At 72.4% G+C, this 19,707-nt stretch carries 13 protein-coding genes; 8 read left to right on the top strand and 5 right to left on the bottom strand.

Annotated elements, in window-relative coordinates; translation table 11 throughout:
- The first annotated feature begins 289 nt into the window (after window positions 1-289).
- The 3 genes from BJ958_RS17425 (at window position 290) to BJ958_RS17415 (ending at window position 4,243) form a co-directional block, all read left to right on the top strand.
- The gene (locus BJ958_RS17425; protein ID WP_179728176.1) at window positions 290-1,735 is read left to right on the top strand and encodes an APC family permease; all 1,446 of its coding nucleotides are present in this window, start codon (window positions 290-292) and stop codon (window positions 1,733-1,735) included.
- Window positions 1,736-1,847: 112 nt separating this feature from the next.
- Window positions 1,848-3,800 carry a primary-amine oxidase gene (locus tag BJ958_RS17420; RefSeq protein ID WP_179728175.1) on the top strand — a complete coding sequence of 651 codons (1,953 nt, stop codon included), beginning with the start codon at window positions 1,848-1,850 and terminating at the stop codon, window positions 3,798-3,800.
- Window positions 3,797-4,243 (top strand): hypothetical protein, encoded by a 447-nt coding sequence (locus BJ958_RS17415; protein WP_179728174.1) that lies wholly within the window; start codon window positions 3,797-3,799, stop codon window positions 4,241-4,243. Before BJ958_RS17420 ends, BJ958_RS17415 begins: the two co-directional genes overlap by 4 nt.
- Before the next feature lie 54 nt (window positions 4,244-4,297).
- Here the strand turns inward: BJ958_RS17415 and BJ958_RS29125 are convergent, their stop codons facing one another.
- On the bottom strand, window positions 4,298-5,908 hold the full coding sequence (locus tag BJ958_RS29125) for a helix-turn-helix domain-containing protein (RefSeq protein WP_218865829.1): 1,611 nt from the start codon (window positions 5,906-5,908) through the stop codon (window positions 4,298-4,300).
- A gap of 176 nt (window positions 5,909-6,084) precedes the next feature.
- Here BJ958_RS29125 and BJ958_RS17405 point away from each other — a divergent pair, with 176 nt between their 5' ends.
- The 4 genes from BJ958_RS17405 to BJ958_RS17390 all read left to right on the top strand — a co-directional run bounded on the left by BJ958_RS17405 (window position 6,085) and on the right by BJ958_RS17390 (window position 10,650).
- A complete protein-coding gene (locus tag BJ958_RS17405) occupies window positions 6,085-7,197 on the top strand; it encodes an NDMA-dependent alcohol dehydrogenase (protein ID WP_179728173.1) in 1,113 nt (370 codons plus the stop codon).
- A 6-nt stretch (window positions 7,198-7,203) separates the two neighbouring features.
- Entirely contained in the window at window positions 7,204-8,100 is an 897-nt protein-coding gene (locus BJ958_RS17400) for an AAA family ATPase (protein ID WP_179728172.1), read from the top strand.
- Between the two features lie 185 nt (window positions 8,101-8,285).
- Window positions 8,286-9,050, top strand: coding sequence for a VWA domain-containing protein (locus tag BJ958_RS17395; RefSeq protein ID WP_218865828.1), 765 nt, complete (start codon window positions 8,286-8,288; stop codon window positions 9,048-9,050).
- Between the two features lie 91 nt (window positions 9,051-9,141).
- Window positions 9,142-10,650: an aldehyde dehydrogenase family protein gene (locus BJ958_RS17390; RefSeq protein ID WP_179728171.1), complete on the top strand. Its 1,509-nt coding sequence runs from the start codon at window positions 9,142-9,144 to the stop codon at window positions 10,648-10,650.
- Between the two features lie 62 nt (window positions 10,651-10,712).
- Here BJ958_RS17390 and BJ958_RS17385 read toward each other — a convergent pair whose 3' ends face one another.
- A complete protein-coding gene (locus BJ958_RS17385) occupies window positions 10,713-12,062 on the bottom strand; it encodes a flavin monoamine oxidase family protein (RefSeq protein ID WP_179728170.1) in 1,350 nt (449 codons plus the stop codon).
- Between the two features lie 37 nt (window positions 12,063-12,099).
- Here BJ958_RS17385 and BJ958_RS17380 point away from each other — a divergent pair, with 37 nt between their 5' ends.
- Window positions 12,100-12,339, top strand: coding sequence for a hypothetical protein (locus tag BJ958_RS17380; protein WP_179728169.1), 240 nt, complete (start codon window positions 12,100-12,102; stop codon window positions 12,337-12,339).
- Window positions 12,340-12,353: 14 nt separating this feature from the next.
- On the opposite strand, the gene BJ958_RS17375 is transcribed toward BJ958_RS17380, so the two are convergent.
- The 3 genes from BJ958_RS17375 to aceE are packed head-to-tail and all read right to left on the bottom strand — an operon-like array spanning window position 12,354 to window position 19,680.
- Complete coding sequence (locus tag BJ958_RS17375; RefSeq protein ID WP_179728168.1) at window positions 12,354-15,743, bottom strand: pyruvate carboxylase; 3,390 nt, start codon at window positions 15,741-15,743, stop codon at window positions 12,354-12,356.
- Between the two features lie 20 nt (window positions 15,744-15,763).
- Window positions 15,764-17,023 (bottom strand): 2-oxo acid dehydrogenase subunit E2, encoded by a 1,260-nt coding sequence (locus BJ958_RS29120; RefSeq protein WP_179728167.1) that lies wholly within the window; start codon window positions 17,021-17,023, stop codon window positions 15,764-15,766.
- Between the two features lie 11 nt (window positions 17,024-17,034).
- Entirely contained in the window at window positions 17,035-19,680 is a 2,646-nt protein-coding gene (gene aceE / locus BJ958_RS17365) for a pyruvate dehydrogenase (acetyl-transferring), homodimeric type (RefSeq protein ID WP_246319063.1), read from the bottom strand.
- Window positions 19,681-19,707: the final 27 nt, after the last annotated feature.

Genomic DNA, 19,707 nt, shown 5'->3' with positions numbered 1-19,707 from the left:
TGAGAATCCACGACCGCCGCGACGGGGTCGAATGAGAACGGGCCGCGGCCACCGCGCGCGGCCGAGTGAGAAGCACGTCGTCGCCTTCATCCCGTTCGCCCGACGCTGTCAAGTTTCTGAACAGCGCGGCCCCGCGAGCAGCGCACAGTGAGCTGCATCACGCCCGCAACGACCCCGTCCCCGTTCCCGTCCGCGGTGCGGAGACCTTCACCCGGCGGAGACCGGACGGAGACGTCGACCGCCGAGCGTGGAGGCACCGATCCCGGTCCCCGTCCAGCAAGGAGCAGCGATGTCCACCACCCCGTCCGCCGGTCACCACCGGCTCTCCGGCAGCCTCGGCGTCGGTGCGATCGTCTTCATGGTCGTCGCCGCAGCGGCCCCGTTGACCGTCGTCGCCGGGACCGTCCCGATCGGCATCGCCGCGGGCAACGGAGCCGCCTTCCCCGCGTCGTACGTCGTCTGCACGGTCGTGCTGCTCTTCTTCGCCGTCGGGTTCACGGCGATGGCCCGGCACGTCGACGCCGGCGGTGCCTTCTCGACGTACGTCGCCCGGGGGCTCGGCCGCCCGGCCGGGGTCGGCTCGGCCTTCCTCGCGCTCGTCTCGTACGCCGCCGTGCAGCTGGCCGTCTACGGCTTCATCGGCAGTGCGATCGACGTGCTGGTCACCGACCACGGCGGACCCGACCTGCCCTGGGGCATGTGGAGCGTCGCCGTGATGGTCGTCGTCGCGCTGCTGGGCTACCGCCACATCGAGCTGTCCGGGCGGGTCCTCGGGGTGCTGCTCGTCGCCGAGGTCGCGGTCGTGATGGTCCTCAACGTCGTCGTGATCGCCCGCGGTGGCGGTGACGAGGGCCTGGCGACGACGACCTTCGACCCGTCGGCGTTCACCTCCGGAGCGCCGGGCATCGCGCTGATCTTCGCCGTCGCCGGCTACATCGGCTTCGAGGCCACCGCGATCTTCCGCAACGAGGCGCGTGACCCCGACCGCACCATCCCGCGGGCGACGTACGCGGCCCTGCTCCTCATCGGTGGCTTCTACGCCCTCTCCGCATGGGCGTTGGTCTCCTGGTGGGGCGACGAGGGCGCCGTGGCCCGGGCAGTCGCCGACCCCGGCACCATGCTCGGCGAGACCGCCACGACGGTGCTCGGCGGCTTCGGTGGGGACGTCGTCGAGGTGCTGCTCGTGACCAGCGTCTTCGCCGCGATCCTCGCCTTCCACAACGTCATCTCGCGCTACCTCCACACCCTCGGCGACCCCGCCTCGGAGGTCGCCGTCCTGCCGTCCGCCCTCGGCCGTGCCCACGAGGACCACGGCTCGCCGCACGTCGCGTCCCTCACGACCTCTGTCGTCGGCGCCGTCCTCCTCGCCGGCTGCGTCGCCTTCCGGCTCGACCCGGTGCTCGAGGTGTTCACGTGGTTCGCGGCCGTCTCCGTCGTCGGCCTGATCGCGCTGATGCTGCTCACCTCGATCGCCGTGGTGGCCCACTTCCGCCGCCACCCCGGCCTCGCCACGCCGTGGCAGGCCGTCGTCGCGCCGGCCGTCGCCATCTGCGGCCTCGCCGCCTTCGCCTGGATGACCGTCGACAACCTGGCCCTCCTGGTCGGCGGCTCGGCGAGCGTCGCCACCTGCTTCAAGGCGCTGCTCGTCGGCGCCTTCGCCGCCGGCCTCCTGCTGTCCCTGGCGATCCGACGCCAGGCCGTCCCGGACCCGGTCCCTGCCTCCGCGCAGCCCTGACCTGCGCGACCACCCCTCCAACGCCCCTCCAACGCCCCTCCAACGCCCCTCCAACGCCCCTCCAACGCCCCTCCATCGCCCCTCCATCACCCATCCGACACGAGGAGATCCCATGACCGCCACCCCGACCCGCTCCGCCGTCACGGCGCCACTGACCGCGCACCCGCTGTCCCTGCTCACCGCGGAGGAGGTGAGCACCAACCGGGAGGTCGTGGATGCCGCGGGCCTGCTGGGCCCGGACACCCGCTTCGTCTACGTCGGACTTCTCGAGGCGCCGAAGGCCGAGCTGCTGGCACACGCCGACGGCGACCCGTTCCGCCGCAGCGTGGCGAGCATCCTCGTCGACCGGGCCTCCGGCACCGCGACGAGCGTGGTGGTCGACGTGACCGCCGGCGCCGTCGAGTCGACCCGCGAGATCGATGCCCTGGCCGAGGGACAGGGCCCGATCCTGGACGAGGAGTTCGAGGACATCGAGCAGATCCTGTTGGCGAGCGAGGAGTGGATCGCTGCCATGGAGCGCCGCGGGATCGACCCGGCGATGGTCCGCGCGGTCCCGCTGTCCGCCGGCAACTTCGGTGATCCCGCCGAGGAGGGCCGGCGGATGTGCCGTGTGCTTGCGTTCCTGCAGCTCGACGAGGCCGACCTGCCGTGGGCGCACCCGATCGACGGCGTCTGCGCCTACGTCGACCTGACCGAGCGCACCGTCTTCGCCGTCGCCGACAACGCGATGATGGACGTGCCCATGGAGCGGGGCGAGTGGAACGCGGAGCCGCACGGCGCCCCCACCCGCACGGACCTCAAGCCCATCGAGATCACCCAGCCCGAGGGGCCGAGCTTCACCGTCACCGACAACCTGATCGAGTGGGCCAACTGGCGGTTCCGGTTCACCTTCGACGTGCGCGAGGGTCTCGTCCTGCACCAGCTCGGCTGGAAGGACGAGGCGGCGCCCGGCGGAGTGCGCCCGATCGTCAACCGTGCCTCGATCCCCGAGATGGTCGTGCCGTACGGCGACCCGGCGCCCTCGCGCTACTGGATCAACTACTTCGACCAGGGCGAGTACGTCTTCGGCCGCTACACGAACTCGCTCGAGCTGGGCTGCGACTGCCTGGGCGAGATCACCTACATCGACGCGGTGATCGCGGACGAGAGGGGCGAGCCGCGCACGCTGACCAACGCGATCTGCCTGCACGAGGAGGACTACGGCGTGCTGTGGAAGCACACCGACCTGTTCAACGGCATGGCCGAGACCCGCCGTCAGCGCCGGCTGGTGATCTCGTTCTTCCTCACGATCGGCAACTACGACTACGGCTTCTACTGGTACCTCTACCTCGACGGCACCATCGAGCTCGAGGCCAAGGCGACGGGCATCGTGTTCACGTCGGCCTACACCGGACCTGACGGGTTCGCCACCGAGATGGCACCGGGGCTGGGCGCGCCCTTCCACCAGCACCTCTTCTCCGCGCGCCTCGACATGGCGGTGGACGGCCACACCAATGCCGTCGACGAGGTCGACGCGGTCCGCGTGCCGGTCAGCGACCTCAACCCGCACGGCAACGCCTTCCGGCAGCAGCACACCCGCCTGCGCACCGAGCTGGAGGCCCGGCGGCAGGCCGACAACCTCGCGTCGCGGACCTGGCTGGTCACCAACCCGGAGCGGAGCAACCGGCTCGGCCAGCCGGTCGGCTACGCCCTGCACCCCGAGGGGCAGCCGACCCTGCTCGCCGACCCGTCCTCGGTCATCGCCAGGCGCGGCGCGTTCGGGACGCACCACCTGTGGGTCAGCGCGCACGACGACAGCCACCGCTGGCCGGCCGGCGAGATCGTCAACCAGTCGCCCGGCACCGACGGCCTGGAGCGCTACGTCGAGCAGGACCGCGACATCGACGGTGCGGACATCGTGCTGTGGCACACCTTCGGGCTCACGCACTTCCCCCGTCCCGAGGACTGGCCGGTCATGCCGGTCGACTACACCGGCTTCAAGCTGAAGCCGGTCGGCTTCTTCGACCGCAACCCGGCCCTCGACGTACCGGCCGGGACCACGCCGCACTGCCGGGGCAGGAAGTGAGCGCGCTCGTCGCCGGCCGGGTCGCTGCCGGCCTGGCGGTCGTCTCGGTCGGGTTGCACGTCGTGGCGCTCGGCTCGATGCCCCCGCTGGCCGCGCTCCTCATGCTCGCTGCCGCGCTGACCTGCCTGCGCTGCGTGCCGGCACTGTGGCGGACGTCGGACTCCCGGGCGTGGGAGTGGACGGCTGCCACGGCCGCCGCGATGATCGGCCTCCACCTGCTGGTGATGGGGACGACGGGAGGTCCCGCCGTGCACGGCGGGACGGCCCACGCGGCGTCGGCGCCGAGTCACGTGGCGGCGCACCTCCACGGCGAGGGATGGGACCTGATGCACGTCGCGAGCCTGGTCGCCGGGCTCGAGGTCGTGCTCGCCGTGGGGGTCCTGGTGGCGCGGCTGGCGAGTCGCCGTCGCCACCTTGCCGCGGGGGTGCCGTCCGGTCGCTGACCCCCGGAGCCCCCGCGGCTGCGGGCGCTGCGTCACGATCCCTGGCCCTCGGGCTCAGTAGACCGTGATCCGCAGCGCCCGCATCTTCGCGTAGAGGGTGGTGCGCGAGATGCCGAGCGACTGTGCCGCCTTCACCTTGTTGCCGTCGTGCTCGCGCAGCGCCTCGACGATCACGGCTCGCTCGGCGTGCTCGATCGGGGCGAGCCTCTTCGTCGGCTCCTGGGCACGGTAGGCCTCGGGAAGCTGGTCGAGCACGACCGCGCCGGTGCGCTGGTGGCGGACCACGTGGTCGACCACGGCGCGCAGCTCGCGCAGGTTGCCCGGCCACGGCTGCGCCGACAGTGCCCGAAGGGCGCCGGGCGTGAAGTGCAGCGAGGGATCGGCCCCCAGGTCGGCGAGCATCCGTCGGACCAGCTCGGGCAGCTCGTGGGGCCGGCTCGACAAGGGCGCCAGCAGCCGGCGCTCGGTGCACTCGCCGGCGAGCGCGGCGGCCCGTCCCGACAAGGCGTCGACCGGGCCGCACACCAGCACCAGGCGCGGCGCGCGCCGCTCCGCGAGGTGCGAGGCGACGAGGTCGACGAGGTCGTCGGGGAGCAGGTCGATGCCGTCGACGCAGACGGTGCCCTGACCGGCGCGGACCAGCGCCCCGAAGTTCCGGGCCCACGCCTCGGCCCCGTCGAGCAGTGCCGAGGCGGCGGTGAGGACCGTGACGGGCTGGACCTCGCTCGCGCGGCGCGCCTCGGTGGAGCGGCCGGACCCGGGGGGACCGGAGACCAGCACGGGCGCGTGGGCGAGGTCGGGACGGACCGCGTGGGGTGCGACGCGCAGCTCGCGGCGCGGCTCGACGTGGAGCAGGGCGCCTCCGCGCGCGCCGCCGATCCGGCTGGCCTCGACCCGGACCTCCAGCCCGGACTCGAGGGTCAGGTCGACGTCGGCGTTGTCGTGCAGGTCGCCGACGAGCATCCGCAGCAGGGCCACGTCGGTCGAGCCGAGCAGGTCGGAGGCGGCCTGGTTCGACATGAACAGGTCCTGCCCGATCGCCACCACGGCGCGGCGGCGGGTGCCGGCCGCTTGGAAGGCCGCGAGGAGCTGCTTGTCGGAGACCCGGCTCCGGTCGAGCAGGCGCTGCTCGATGTCGGCGACGGCACGGGCGACCAGGGGAGGTAGCAGGGGGCTGGCCTCCTCCATCAACGCCGTGATGTCCAAGACGCCCTCGATCCGGCGCGTCGTCGGGTGGAAGATCGGGTGGCCATAGCAGCTGAAGCGGCGCAGGGGGACGGCGAAGTGCTCGCCGCCGTTGATGGTGATGCTCGTGCGTGTCTCCAGCACGGTGCCCAGCGCGTTGGTGCCCACCGCCTCCTCGAGGAGCGACGCACCGACGTCGAGGCCGAGGTTGTCGAAGGCTCGCCGGCCGCCCCGGTCCCCGCACCACCGCTGGGCGATCCGGCCCTCACGGTCCACGAGGAGGGTGGAGAACATCGTTCCCTGCAGCTGGTCGTTGAGCTCGTCGAGCACCTCGGACGCCGCGGAGAGCAGGGGACCGGACGTGTCGACGTCGCTGTAGGTCAGGTGGTCGAGCGCACTGCCCGGGGTCAGCCCGGCCATCGCGGCGCGCTGCCACGACTTCGCGATCGGGTCGCGGAGCTCGTCGGTTCCAGTCGTCACGCGTCTCTCCTCAACCTGCCGCCACACCGGCCTCGTGACCGCGGTCACAGTAAACGCGAGAGGGTTGGCAGGCGGTTGTCCAGTTTCTGAACAGCCAGGGGTCCGCCGCGTTGCGAGTGTGTCCGGCGTCACGTCCCCGCCGCCGACGCCCCGGCGCCCCATCCAGGAGAACCCTCATGAAGACCAAGGCCGCAGTCGTCTACGAGACCGGCAAGCCGATCGAGATCGAAGAGCTCACCCTCGACAAGCCCCGCGAGGGCGAGGTCCTGATCCGCTACACCCACGCCGGCCTGTGCCACTCGGACGTCCACATCGCCCACGGCGACCTCGAGGCGCGCCTGCCGATGGTGCTCGGCCACGAGGGCGCCGGGATCATCGAGGAGGTCGGTCCCGGCGTCACCCGCGTGAAGGTGGGCGACCACGTCGTGTGCTCCTTCATCCCCAACTGCGGCACCTGTCGCTACTGCGCCAACGGACAGCAGTCGATCTGCGACATGGGCGCCACGATCCTCGACGGCTACCTGCCCGGCGAGCGGTTCCCGATCACCGGGCCTGCGGGGCAGTACGGCGCCATGTGCATGCTCGGCACGTTCAGCCAGTACGGCGTCATCCACCAGAACTCCTGCGTGAAGGTGGACGACGACCTCCCGCTCGAGAAGGCGGTCCTGGTCGGCTGCGGCGTACCCACCGGCTGGGGTGCGGCAGTCAACACCGCCGAGGTCAAGGCCGGCGACACCGTCATGGTCATGGGCATCGGCGGCATCGGCATCAACGCCGTCCAGGGCGCAGCGCTGGCCGGCGCCAAGAACATCATCGCGATCGACCCGCTCGCCAACAAGCGCGAGAAGGCGATGGAGCTCGGCGCCACGCACGCCTTCGAGTCCGCCGAGCTCGCGATGGAGACGATCACGAACCTGACCCGCGGGCAGATGGCCGACTCCGCCATCCTCACGCCCGGCCTGATGACCTCGGAGATCGTCGCCGACGGCTTCAACGCGGTCGGCAAGGGCGGAAAGGTCGTGCTCACCGGCCTCAACAAGCTGGAGGAGACCAACATCCAGCTGCCCGGCTCGATCCTCACCCTCTTCCGCAAGGAGCTGCGCGGCAGCCTCTTCGGCGACTGCAACCCGACCGTCGACATCCCGCGGATCCTCGGGCTCTACCAGTCCGGCGACCTCAAGCTCGACGAGATCCTCACCCGCACCTACACCCTCGACCAGGTCAACGAGGGGTACGACGACCTGCTCAACGGCAAGAACGTCCGCGGCGTGGTCGTCCACGAGCACTGAGGACCGATGACTGCCGTGCTCGCGGCGCTGGCGGTCGTCGACCGGTCCCGGGAGACCGAGCTCCTCGAGGCGGCGTTGGCCAGCGGCGCGCACGTCGTCCTCGAGGGGCCACCCGGCACCGGCAAGACCACGCTGCTGCGCCGGGTCGCCGCCGGCCGGGACCGCTCGTTCGCCCTCGTCGAGGGCAACGCCGAGCTGACCCCTGCCCGACTGGTCGGCCACTTCGACCCCGCCCTGGTGCTGAGCCGGGGCTACCAGCCCGACGTCTTCGTCGACGGGCCGCTGCTCACCGCGATGCGCGAGGGCGGGCTGCTCTACGTCGAGGAGCTCAACCGCGTGCCCGAGGAGACCCTCAACACCCTGCTCACGGTGATGTCGGAACGGGAGATCGTCGTACCCCGGCTCGGCCTGGTCCGTGCCGCGCCGGGCTTCGCGGTCGTCGCCGCGATGAACCCGTACGACGCCGTCGGCACCGCCCGCGTCTCCTCGGCCGTCTACGACCGGACCTGCCGGATCGCGATGGGCTACCAGTCCGCCGAGGCCGAGGCACAGATCCTCGCGCAGCGGGCTCCGGTCCCGTCCGCCGACTGGCGCGACCGCGCGGTCGCGCTGGTGCGGTCCACCCGCGAGCACCCCGAGCTGCGGGTGGGCTCGTCGGTGCGGGGCACGATCGACCTGGCCGGGATCAACCACCAGCTGGCCCGGGCCCGCGGCGTCGCCGAGGACGACTGGCAGGTCGGCCTCGACGCGGCACTGGTCGCGCTGAGCGGGCGGGTGCGGGTGGACGAGGCGTCCACCCGGCGGCCCGAGGACATCATCGGCGAGCTCTACGCGACCCACTTCGGACCGGGGCCCGCGGGCGACGACCACACCGTGGAGGAGCCCCGCCCGGGGGAAGCCTGAGCCCGCCCCCGGTCGGGGCGGGCGCCTCCCCACCGCCCACGGCCGCCTCCCGCCGCGGGCGGCCCGAGCGCACCAACGCTCGTGCCGAGCTGGCCCGCAACCCGCGCTTCGAGGAGCTCTCGCCGGAGGTCGGCGAGCTCGACGTCGCGGCCGTCGAGGCGGCCGTCGCCGAGGACCCGGACGACGTGCTGCCGCTGCTCGCGCTGATGAGCCGGGCCACCGACCCCGCCCTGCGGGCGCGGGTCCAGGCGCTCGTGCCGCGGCTGGTGCTGGAGCGGGCGCGCAGCGGTCCGCACGGCCGGATCGGCGCCGGCCGGCTGCGACCGACCCGCGCCGACCGCGGGGGCGACCTCGACCTCGACGCGTCCCTGGAGGCGGTCGCCGTGGCGCGGGGCGAGGGTCGCCCGCCGGCCCTCGACGAGCTGACCGCGTCGGTGTGGGAGCGCCCGGCGACCGCGCTGTGCCTGCTCGTCGACCGCTCCGGCTCGATGGACGGTCGGCGGCTGGCGACCGCGGCGATGGCCGCCGCGGCCTGTGCCCTGAGGTCGGCCGAGTCCGGCGGCGAGCTCGCGGTGGTGGCCTTCGACCGTCGCGCCGAGACCGTCGTCGCCCTCGGTACGGCGAGCCCGGCCCGGCGTACCGTCGAACGGGTCCTCGGCCTGCGTGGCCACGGGATGACCTCGCTCGACGCCGCGCTGCGCGCCGCGCGTGAGCAGCTCGCCGGCGCCCGGGCGCGCCGCCGGATCACCCTGCTGCTCTCCGACTGCCGGGTCACCGACGACGTCGACCCGCTGCCGGCCGCCCGCGGGCTCGACGAGCTGCTGGTCGTCGCACCGGCGTCGGACGACGACGAGGCCCGGCGGTTCGCCCGCGACGCCGGTGCGCGGATGGCCTCGCTCGACGCGCTCGCCGAGCTCCCCGCCGTGCTGGACCGACTGCTGGCGCCCTGAGGCCGGGGAATGTCCAGAAGCTGAACACCGCCACCGGGCAGGGCGGACGACGCTCGCACCGCACCGATCGCCCATTCCTGACGGAGGAACCATGACCGACCTGCTCGTCCCCACCGACACCGCCGTGCTGCCCCGGGTGCGCGATTGGCTGTCCCGCCCCAAGGGCCTGTTCATCGGCGGCGCCTGGGTGGACGCCGCCTCGGGCCGGACGTTCGAGACCCGGGACCCGGCCACCGGCCAGGTGCTCACCGAGGTGGCGTACGGAGAGGCGGTCGACGTCGACCGCGCCGTCCGCGCCGCCCGCAAGGCGTTCGAGGGCGAGTGGTCGCTGTGGACGCCCGCCCAGCGTCAGCGCCTGCTCTTCCGGATCGGCGAGGCGATCTACGAGCAAGCGGAGGAGCTCGCCCAGCTCGAGGCCCTCGACAACGGCAAGTCCGCTGCCGTCGCCCAGGCCGTCGACGTCACCTGGGTGGCCGAGCTGTTCCAGTACTACGCCGGCTGGGCCACCAAGATCGAGGGCCGCACCATCCCGGTGTCGGTCCCCTGGGCGCCCGGCACCCAGTGGCACGCCTACACGCTGCGTGAGCCGGTGGGCGTCTGCGGCGCCATCGTGCCGTGGAACTTCCCGCTCCTGATGGCCGCCTTCAAGATCCCGGTCGCCCTCACGTGTGGCAACACCGTCGTGCTCAAGCCCGCCGAGGACACCCCGCTCACCGCGCTGCGCCTCGCCGAGATCATGGCCGAGTGCGGGCTGCCGGACGGCGTCTTCAACGTCGTGACCGGGTACGGCGACGCCGGTGCCGCCCTGGCCGCCCACGACGACGTCGACAAGATCGCCTTCACCGGGTCGACCGAGGTCGGCAAGCTGATCGTCGACGCCGCCAAGGGGAACCTGAAGAAGGTCAGCCTCGAGCTCGGCGGGAAGAGCCCGCAGGTCGTGTACGCCGACGCGAACCTCGACCTCGCGATCCCGGGCACCGCGTCGGGCTTCCTGTTCAACCACGGCCAGACCTGCACGAGCGGCACCCGGCTCCTGGTCGAGGACAAGATCTTCGACGAGTTCACCCAGGGCGTCGCGGAGGTCGCCGCAGCCAGCAAGCTCGGTCCCGGCCTCGATCCCACCAGCGAGGTCGGCCCCCTCGTCTCGCAGACGCAGCTCGACCGTGTCCTCGGCTACGTCGACCAGGGCCTGCGCGACGGCGCCCGCGCCCTGACCGGTGGCCGCCGCCACGGCGACGAGGGCTACTACGTCGAGCCCACCGTGCTCGTGGACGTCGACTCCTCCTTCAGCGTCTACCGCGAGGAGATCTTCGGCCCGGTCGTCGTCGCGACGCCGTTCAACGCCGAGCAGGGTGTCGTGGCAGCAGCGAACGACACGCCGTACGGGCTCGCCGCCTCGGTCTGGACGCGCGACGTGACCAAGGCCCACCGCACGGCCCGTCAGATCAAGGCGGGCACGGTGTGGATCAACTGCCACAACGCCTTCGACGCCGCCATGCCCTTCGGCGGCTTCAAGCAGTCGGGTTGGGGCCGCGAGCTCGGTGCCTCGGCCATCGACGCCTACACCGAGCAGAAGTCGGTCAACGCGCTGCTCGCGTGACACGCCTCCCCGGGTCGGCGGACCGGTCGACCGCCGGCCCGGGGACGCCACGGGCCGGTCCGTCAGGGGTGCTGGTGGCCGTGGAGGCCGGTCGTCCACAGCGTCTCGACCGGGACCGGCCGGCCGAGCACGTTCTCGGCAGCCCGGTGCCCCGACCGGAGGGCGGCGGTCACGGTCGCCGGGTCCTCGGTCCAGGTCGCCTCGCCGGCCAGGTGCAGGACGCCGCCGACGGGCGTGGCGAGCACGTCGTGGTCGTCGGTCGTCGCTCCGACCGTCATGTAGGCGTAGGAGCCGCGGGCGAAGGGGTCGTCGCGCCAGTGCGTGACCTCGACGGCCGTGGGGGTGATCTCGGCGTCCGGGTGGATCTCGCGCAGCGCGGCGAGCACGGACTCGGCGACCGCCTCGTCGCTCCAGTCCCGGATCGCCTGCGCGCACGGCCCGGCTGCGAAGGTCAGCAGGGTCGGTACGCCGTGCAGCCGGGTGAGGTCGTACCAGGAGTGCCACCAGGCCGCCGCCGGGCCCTGGCGCCGGATCGCGTACACGTCGGGCGCCCAGAACCGCTCGCGGAAGCGCAGGAACACCTTCTCGAAGGAGTTCATCTCGAGCCGGTCGAGGGCGCCGGCCAGGGGCTCGGGCAGCGGTGGCTCGATGGTGAGGGCGCCGGACCTCAGCACGCCGACCGGCACCGTCACGATCGCACGCCCGGCGCGGACGGCCCGGTCGCCGCAGAGAGCGACGACTCCGTCCGTGCTCCACCGCACGCGGGTCACCACCTGCCCGAGGCGCACGTCGAGGCCGTCGGCCAGGCGGGTCGCGAGCACGTCGAAGCCGTCGGGGAAGACGACCTCGTCACCCTCGACCTGGTCGTCGTCGAGCCCGTGGGCGTCGAGGTCGCCGATCCACACGCCGTACTGCTCCTCGGTGCGGTGCCGCAGGAACTCGCGCACGCGCTCGGTGCGATCAGCCGGCCACGCCAGCTCCGCGAGGGTCGACTCGACCACGGACTCGTACGACGTCCCGCGGGCCGACCTCGCGACGGCCACGCCGAGTCGCTCGTCGAACGTGCGCACGTCGCAGGCGAAGGCGTCCACCTGCGCCTGGTCCAGCCGCACGCCGTCGGGGCCGTAGTAGGCGATCGGGCGGCTGTCGGGCTGATAGCTGCCGACGGTGAGCTCCGTCATCGGCATGCCGAACGCCTCGGCCGCTGCGAACAGCGGGTTGTCGTCGATGCCGTGGATCCACGACGCGCCCCGGTCGGTCACCAGGCCCTCGTGCCGCTCCGAGTGGGTGCGGCCACCGACCCGCTCGCGTGCCTCGAGCACGACGACGCGCTGACCGGTGGTGGCCAGCAGCCGGGCCGCGGTCAGGCCCGCGACACCCGCCCCGACGACGATGGTGTCGATGTCGTCCATGGGCAGAGGCTAGGACCTGTCCGCGACAATGGTCGACGTGGTCAGCCTCCTGTTGTCGGTCTCCTTCTGCTGCGGCCTCGTCATCGCCGTGGCCCACGTCCTGAACCGGGCGTTCGTCGCCCCGGTCTACGACGTGGTGCTGAACCTGACCGCGTTCGGCGCGGCCGTCGGTGCGTCCGCCCTGCTCGACCACTGGGTGCCGGCGCTGCTGTCGACGGGCGCGATCGGCTGCTGGATCGTGCTCGCCCGGCGGACCCTGCTCGCGCGGGCCGGCTGACCGCGTGACCTGCGTCAGCCCAGCTCGAGGACCAGATCGCCGCCGTCGACGGCGTGGGTCCCGCTGAACGCGAGTCGCTGCACGACGCCGGCGACCGGAGCGGTGATCGAGGCCTCCATCTTCATCGCCTCGATGGTGGCGACGGTGTCGCCGGCGGCGACCTCGTCGCCCTCGGTGACGGTGACGGTGACGACGCCCTGGAAGGGGGCGGCGACGTGGCCGGGCTTGGTGGGGTCGGCCTTCTCGGCGGCGGCGACCTCGGCGGAGACGGAGCGGTCGCGCACGGAGATGGGGCGGATCTGGCCGTTGAGGCGGGCCAGGACGGTGCGGTAGCCGCGCTCGTCGGGCTCGCTGATCGCCTCGAGCTCGACGAGGAGGCGCTTGCCCTCGTCGATGTCGACGGCGTGCTCGGTCTCGGGCTGGAGGCCGTAGAGGAACTCGGCCGTGGGCACGACGGACAGGTCGCCCCAGCGGGCGCGGGCCTCGGCGTACTCCCGGGTCGGGCCGGGGAACAGCAGCCGGTTCAGGGTGCCGCGACGATCAGGTGAGGCCAGGCCGGCCGCGTCCTCGTCCGAGAGCACCTCGGCCGGCGGGGTCCAGGGGCGGCCCTCGACGGCGCGGGAGCGGAACGGCTCGGGCCAGCCCCCGGGCGGGTCGCCGAGCTCGCCGTGGAGGAAGCCGATGACCGATGCCGGGATGTCGTAGGACGACGGGTCGGCCGCGAACGCGACCGGGTCGGCCCCAGCGGCGACGAGCGCGAGGGCCAGGTCGCCGATCACCTTCGAGGACGGGGTGACCTTGGGGATGCGGCCGAGGATGTCGTTGGCGGCGGCGTACATGTCCTCGACCTGCTCGAACTTCTCGCCCAGGCCCAGGGCGATCGCCTGCTGGCGCAGGTTGGAGAGCTGGCCGCCGGGGATCTCGTGGCGGTACACGCGACCGGTCGGGGCCGGGAGCCCGGACTCGAAGGGCGCGTACAGCCGGCGAACGGCCTCCCAGTAGGGCTCCAGCGCGTTCACGGCCGACAGCGACAGCCCCGTGGGTCGCGAGGAGTGGTCGGTGGCCGCGACCAGCGAGGACAACGGCGGCTGGGAGGTGGTGCCGGCCATCGAGGCGGTGGCGGCGTCGACCGCGTCCACCCCGGCGGCGATCGCCGCGGTGAGGGTGGCGAGCTGGCCGCCCGCGGTGTCGTGGGTGTGCAGGTGCACCGGCAGGTCGAACCGCTCGCGCAGCGCGGTCACCAGGGTCGTGGCGGCGGGAGCACGGAGCAGTCCGGCCATGTCCTTGATCGCCAGCACGTGCGCGCCGGCGTCGACGATCCTCTCGGCCAGGCGCAGGTAGTAGTCGAGGGTGTAGAGGTCCTCGCCCGGCGAGGACAGGTCGCCGGTGTAGCACAGCGCGACCTCCGCGACCGAGGTGCCGGTGGCGCGGACCGCGTCGATCGCGGGCCGCATCTGCTCGACGTCGTTGAGCGCGTCGAAGATCCGGAACACGTCGATGCCGGTGGCCGCGGCCTCCTCGACGAAGGCGTCGGTGACCGCGGTCGGGTACGGCGTGTAGCCGACCGTGTTGCGACCGCGGAGCAGCATCTGCAGGCAGATGTTCGGCACCGCCTCGCGCAGCCGGGCCAGCCGGTCCCACGGGTCCTCGGACAAGAAGCGCAGCGCGACGTCGTAGGTCGCCCCGCCCCAGCACTCCAGCGACCACAGCTGCGGCGTCATCCGCGCGACGTGCCCGGCCACCCCGACCAGGTCGTGGGTCCGCACGCGGGTGGCGAGCAGCGACTGGTGCGCGTCGCGGAAGGTCGTGTCGGTGACCGCCACACCCGGACGCGAGCGCAGCTCCTCGGCGAACGCCGCAGGGCCGACCGCCAGCAGCCGCTGCCGCGACCCGTCCGGCACGACCGCCGCGAGGTCCAGCGCCGGCAGCTTGGCCACCGGCGCGACGGAGACGGGGATGGGACCGTGCGGCTGGTTGACCGTCACGTCGGCGAGGTAGGTGAGCAGCCGTGTGCCGCGATCACCCGACGCGCGGGCCGTCAGCAGCTGCGGGTGCGTCTCGATGAAGCTCGTCGTCACCGCACCGGTGGACGCGGCCGCGAAGTCCGGGTCGTCGAGCAACGCCTGCAGGAACGGGATGTTCGTGGCCACGCCACGGATCCGGAACTCGGCCACCGCCCGCCGCGCCCGAGCGACGGCGTCCTCGAAGGTCCGGCCGCGACAGGTCAGCTTGGCCAGCATCGAGTCGAAGTGCGGGCTGACCTCGGCGCCGGTGAACGTCGTGCCGCCGTCGATGCGCACGCCCGCCCCGCCCGGGGAGCGGTACGCCGTGATGGTGCCCGTGTCGGGCCGGAACCCGTTGGCCGGGTCCTCGGTCGTGATCCGGCACTGCAGCGCCGCACCCCGCAGCCGCACGGTCTCCTGCGACAGGCCGAGGTCGGCGAGGGTCTCGCCGGACGCGATCCGCAGCTGTGCCTGGACCAGGTCGACGTCGGTGACCTCCTCGGTCACGGTGTGCTCGACCTGGATCCGCGGGTTCATCTCGATGAACACGTAGTTCCCGGCCGGGTCGAGCAGGAACTCCACCGTGCCGGCGCACGAGTAGCCGATCTCCCGGGCGAAGCGCACCGCATCGGCGCACATCCGCTCGCGCAGCTCCGGGTCCAGCCCGGGGGCCGGCGCGATCTCGACGACCTTCTGGTGCCGCCGCTGCACCGAGCAGTCCCGCTCGAAGAGGTGGATCACCTCGCCGGCGGCGTCGGCCAGGACCTGCACCTCGATGTGCCGCGGGTCGACCACGGCCTGCTCGATGAAGACCGTCGGGTCGCCGAACGCGCCCTCGGCCTCGCGCATGCAGGTCTCGATCGCCTCGCGCAGCTGCGCCCGGTCGTCGACCCGGCGCATGCCGCGCCCGCCACCACCGGCGACCGCCTTGACGAACAGCGGCGCCGGGATCGCCTCGGCCGCCGCGAGCAGCTCCTCGACGTCCGTGGACGGGTCCACCGACGACAGCGTCGGCACACCGGCCGCCCTGGCCGCAGCGATCGCCCGCGCCTTGTTGCCGGTCAGGGTCAGCACCTCGGCCGACGGACCGACGAAGGTGATCCCGGCCGCCGTGCAGGCCTCGGCCAGCGCCGGGTTCTCCGACAGGAAGCCGTAGCCCGGGTAGATCGCGTCCGCACCGCACGCCACCGCTGCGGCGACGATCGCGTCCGGGTCGAGGTAGCTGCGCACCGGGTGGCCGCGCTCACCGATCTCGTAGGCCTCGTCGGCCTTCAGCCGGTGCTCGGAGCCCCGGTCCTCGTGGGGGAAGACCGCGACCGTCGCGGCCCCCAGCTCGTAGGCCGCGCGGAACGCGCGGATCGCGATCTCGCCACGGTTGGCGACCAGGACCTTCGAGAACATCGGGACTCCTGAGGGTCGGGCTAGAGCGAGAGGCGGCGTACGTCGGCGGCCAGGTGGGCGAGGTGCGCGGTGAACCTTGCGGCCAGCGCACCGTCGATCACCCGGTGGTCGTAGGACAGGCACAGCGGGAGCATCAGCCGGGGGACGAAGGTCTCGCCGTCCCAGACCGGTGCCGTCTTCGAGCGTACGACGCCGAGGATGGCGACCTCGGGCGCGTTGACGATCGGGGTGAACGCGGTGCCGCCGATGCCGCCGAGGCTGCTGATCGTGAACGTCGCGCCCTGCATGTCGGTCGCGGTCAGCTTGCCGTCGCGCGCGCGGGCCGAGAGGTCGGCGAGCTCGCGGCTGATCTCGAGGATGCCCTTGCGGTCGACGTCGCGCACGACAGGGACGACCAGGCCGTCGGGGGTGTCGACGGCGACGCCGACGTGCACGTAGTCCTTGAGCACCAGCTCGTCGCCGGACAGCGAGCTGTTGACCTCGGGGTACTTCCGCAGCGTCGCGGCCGCGGCCTTGAGCAGGAAGCTGAGCAGGGTCACCCGGTAGCCGTCGGCCTTCGCGGCCTCGTCGAGCTCGCGGCGGTAGACATCGAGCTCGGTGATGTCGGCCTCGTCGCTGTGCGTGACGTGGGGGACGTTGAGCCAAGACCGCTGCAGGTGCGGGCCGGAGATCTTCTTGATCCGCGACAGGGGGACCCGGCGGACCGGGCCGAACTTGCTGAAGTCGACCTCCGGGACGACCGGGATCCCCGCACCTGCGGGGGAACCGCCGGCCGCGGGTGCCACGCTGCGGTCGTAGTGCGTGAGCAGGTCCTGCTTGGTGACCCGGCCCTTGGGGCCGCTGCCGGTCACGGTGGTGAGGTCGACGTCGAGCTCGCGGGCGAGGCGTCGTACCAGGGGGGTGGCCCGCAGGCCGCCGTCGTCGGAGCCGGCCGCCGCCGGCTCCCCTACCTCGACCGTCTCCGGTACGACGACCGGAGCGGGCGCCTGCTCGACGGGAGCCTCGACCGGGGCCGCCTGGGTGGGCGCCGTCTCCGTGGCCGCCGTCTCCGCGACCGCGATCACGGTGCCCTGGCTGACGGTGTCACCGACCTTCACCGAGACCGACACGATGGTGCCGTCGACGGGCGAGGGCACCTCCATGGTGGCCTTGTCGGTCTCGAGGGTGATGAGCGGGTCCTCGGCGCGCACGACGGCGCCGGGCGCGACGAGCACCTCGATGACGGGTACGTCGGAGAAGTCGCCGATGTCGGGAACGCGAATGTCGATGCCGTTGTCCACTGTTGCTGTCCTCACGCGTGGGCCGGGTCGGCCCGGTCGGGGTCGATGCCGTACTTCTCGATCGCCTCGGCGACGACGTCGGGGGTGACGACGCCCGCGTCGGCCAGGCGGCGCAGGGCGGTGACGGCGATGAAGTGCCGGTCCACCTCGAAGTGCCGGCGCAGGTTGCGCCGGTAGTCGGAGCGACCGAAGCCGTCGGTGCCGAGTGCCGTGTAGCTGCCGGGCACGAAGCCGCGGATCTGGTCGGCGTACGCCTTCATGTAGTCGGTCGCCGCGACCACGGTCCCGCTCCGGCCGGCGAGGCACTGCGCGACGTACGACGTCCGCGGCTCCTCGAGCGGGTGCAGGGTGTTCCACCGCTCGGTGGCCAGGCCGTCGCGACGCAGCTCGGTGAAGCTGGGCACGCTCCACACGTCGGCCTTGACCTTGAAGTCCTTGGCGAGCAGCTCGGCCGCGGCCAGCACCTCGCGCAGGATGGTGCCCGAGCCGAGCAGGTCGACCTTCGCTGCGCCGCGGCCCTTGCCGGGCTGCAGCAGGTACATGCCCCGCAGGATCCCGTCGGTGACGCCCTCGGGCATCGGCGGGTGCTCGTAGTTCTCGTTCATCAGCGTCAGGTAGTAGAAGACGTCCTCCTGCTCGGCGTACATCCGGCGCAGGCCGTCGGCGACGATGACCGCCAGCTCGTAGGCGTAGGTCGGGTCGTAGGCCACGCAGTTGGGGATCATCGCGGCCTGCAGGTGGCTGTGGCCGTCCTCGTGCTGGAGGCCCTCGCCGTTGAGCGTGGTCCGCCCGGCGGTGCCGCCGAGCAGGAAGCCGCGGGCGCGCATGTCGCCGGCGGCCCAGGCCAGGTCGCCGATCCGCTGGAACCCGAACATCGAGTAGTAGATGTAGAACGGGATCATCGGGGTGTCGTTGCTGGAGTACGACGTCGCGGCGGCGATCCACGACGACATCGCGCCGGCCTCGTTGATGCCCTCCTGGAGGATCTGGCCGCTGGCGTCCTCCTTGTAGAACATCAGCTGGTCGGCGTCCTCGGGCGTGTACAGCTGGCCGCTCTGCGAGAAGATGCCGACCTGCCGGAACAGGCCCTCCATGCCGAACGTGCGTGCCTCGTCGGGCACGATCGGCACGACCCGCTTGCCGATCTCCTTGTCGCGCAGCAGCTTGGTGAGGATCTGGACGAACGCCATGGTCGTCGAGATCGCGCGGCCGTTGGAGCCGGCCGTCTGGCCGAGGTCCTCCACGCCCGGGACCTCGAGCGCGCTCGACGTACGACGGCGCTCGGGCAGGTAGCCGCCGAGCTCCTTGCGCCGTGCGTGCAGGTAGGCGTGCTCCTGCGAGCCCTCCGGGAAGGAGAGGTAGGGCAGGTCGAGCAGCTGCTCGTCGGCGATCGGGATCGAGAACCGGTCGCGGAAGGCCCGCAGCGCGGGCTCGGCGACCTTCTTGGCCTGGTGGCTGATGTTCATCGCCTCGCCGGCCGCGCCGAGGCCGTAGCCCTTGACGGTCTTGGCCAGGATCACCGTGGGGGTGCCGGTGTGGGCGTTCGCTGCCGCGTAGGCGGCGTACACCTTCTGCGGGTCGTGGCCGCCGCGGGTGAGCCGCCAGATCTCGTCGTCGCTCCACCCCGCCACCATCTGGGCGAGCTCGGGGTCGACGCCGAAGAAGTGCTCGCGGACGTAGGCGCCGTCCTTCGACTTGAAGGTCTGGTACTCGCCGTCGACGCAGTCCATCATCCGTCGCTTGAGCGCGCCGGTGGTGTCCTTGGCGAGCAGCTCGTCCCAGCCGGAGCCCCAGATCACCTTGACGACGTTCCAGCCGGCGCCGCGGAAGACGCCCTCGAGCTCCTGGATGATCTTGCCGTTGCCCCGCACCGGGCCGTCGAGGCGCTGCAGGTTGCAGTTGACGACGAAGACGAGGTTGTCGAGCTTCTCCCGTGCGGCCATCGAGATCGCGCCGAGCGACTCGGGCTCGTCGGTCTCGCCGTCGCCGAGGAAGGCCCAGACCTTGCGGCCGGCGGTGTCGGCGAGGCCGCGCGCGTGGAGGTACTTGAGGAAGCGGGCCTGGTAGATCGCCATCAGCGGGCCCAGGCCCATCGAGACGGTGGGGAACTGCCAGAAGTCCGGCATCAGCCACGGGTGCGGGTACGACGACAGCCCGTTGCCGCCCGTCTCCTGGCGGAAGCTGTCGAGCTGGGCCTCGGTGAGCCGGCCCTCGAGGAAGGCGCGCGCGTAGATGCCGGGGGAGAGGTGGCCCTGGACGTAGACCAGGTCGCCCCCGTGCTTCTCGGTCGGGGCGTGCCAGAAGTGCTGGAAGCCGACGTCGTACAGGGTCGCGGCGGACTGGAAGCTGGCGAGGTGGCCGCCGAGCTCGGTGGAGTCCTTGTTGGCGCGCAGCACCATGGCGAGCGCGTTCCAGCGGATCGCCGATCGGATCCGGTGCTCGACCGCGCGGTCACCCGGGTGGGTGGGCTCGGCGTCGGCCGGGACGGTGTTGACGTACGGCGTGGTCGCCACGAACGGCACACGGGAGCCGAGACGCTGGGCCTCCTCGAGCACCTGGTCGAGCAGGTACTTCGTGCGCGCCTCGCCCTCGAACTCCAGGACGGCCGCCAGCGCGTCGCGCCACTCCTGGGTCTCGGCAGGATCGATGTCGGTCAACAGAGGTCCTCGGGTCGGTGGTGATGG

It is taken from the genome of Nocardioides kongjuensis (assembly GCF_013409625.1).
GTDB lineage: Bacteria > Actinomycetota > Actinomycetes > Propionibacteriales > Nocardioidaceae > Nocardioides > Nocardioides kongjuensis.
The sequence above is the reverse complement of the archived record's forward strand: the minus strand, read 5'-3'. Positions and strand labels throughout refer to the sequence as shown.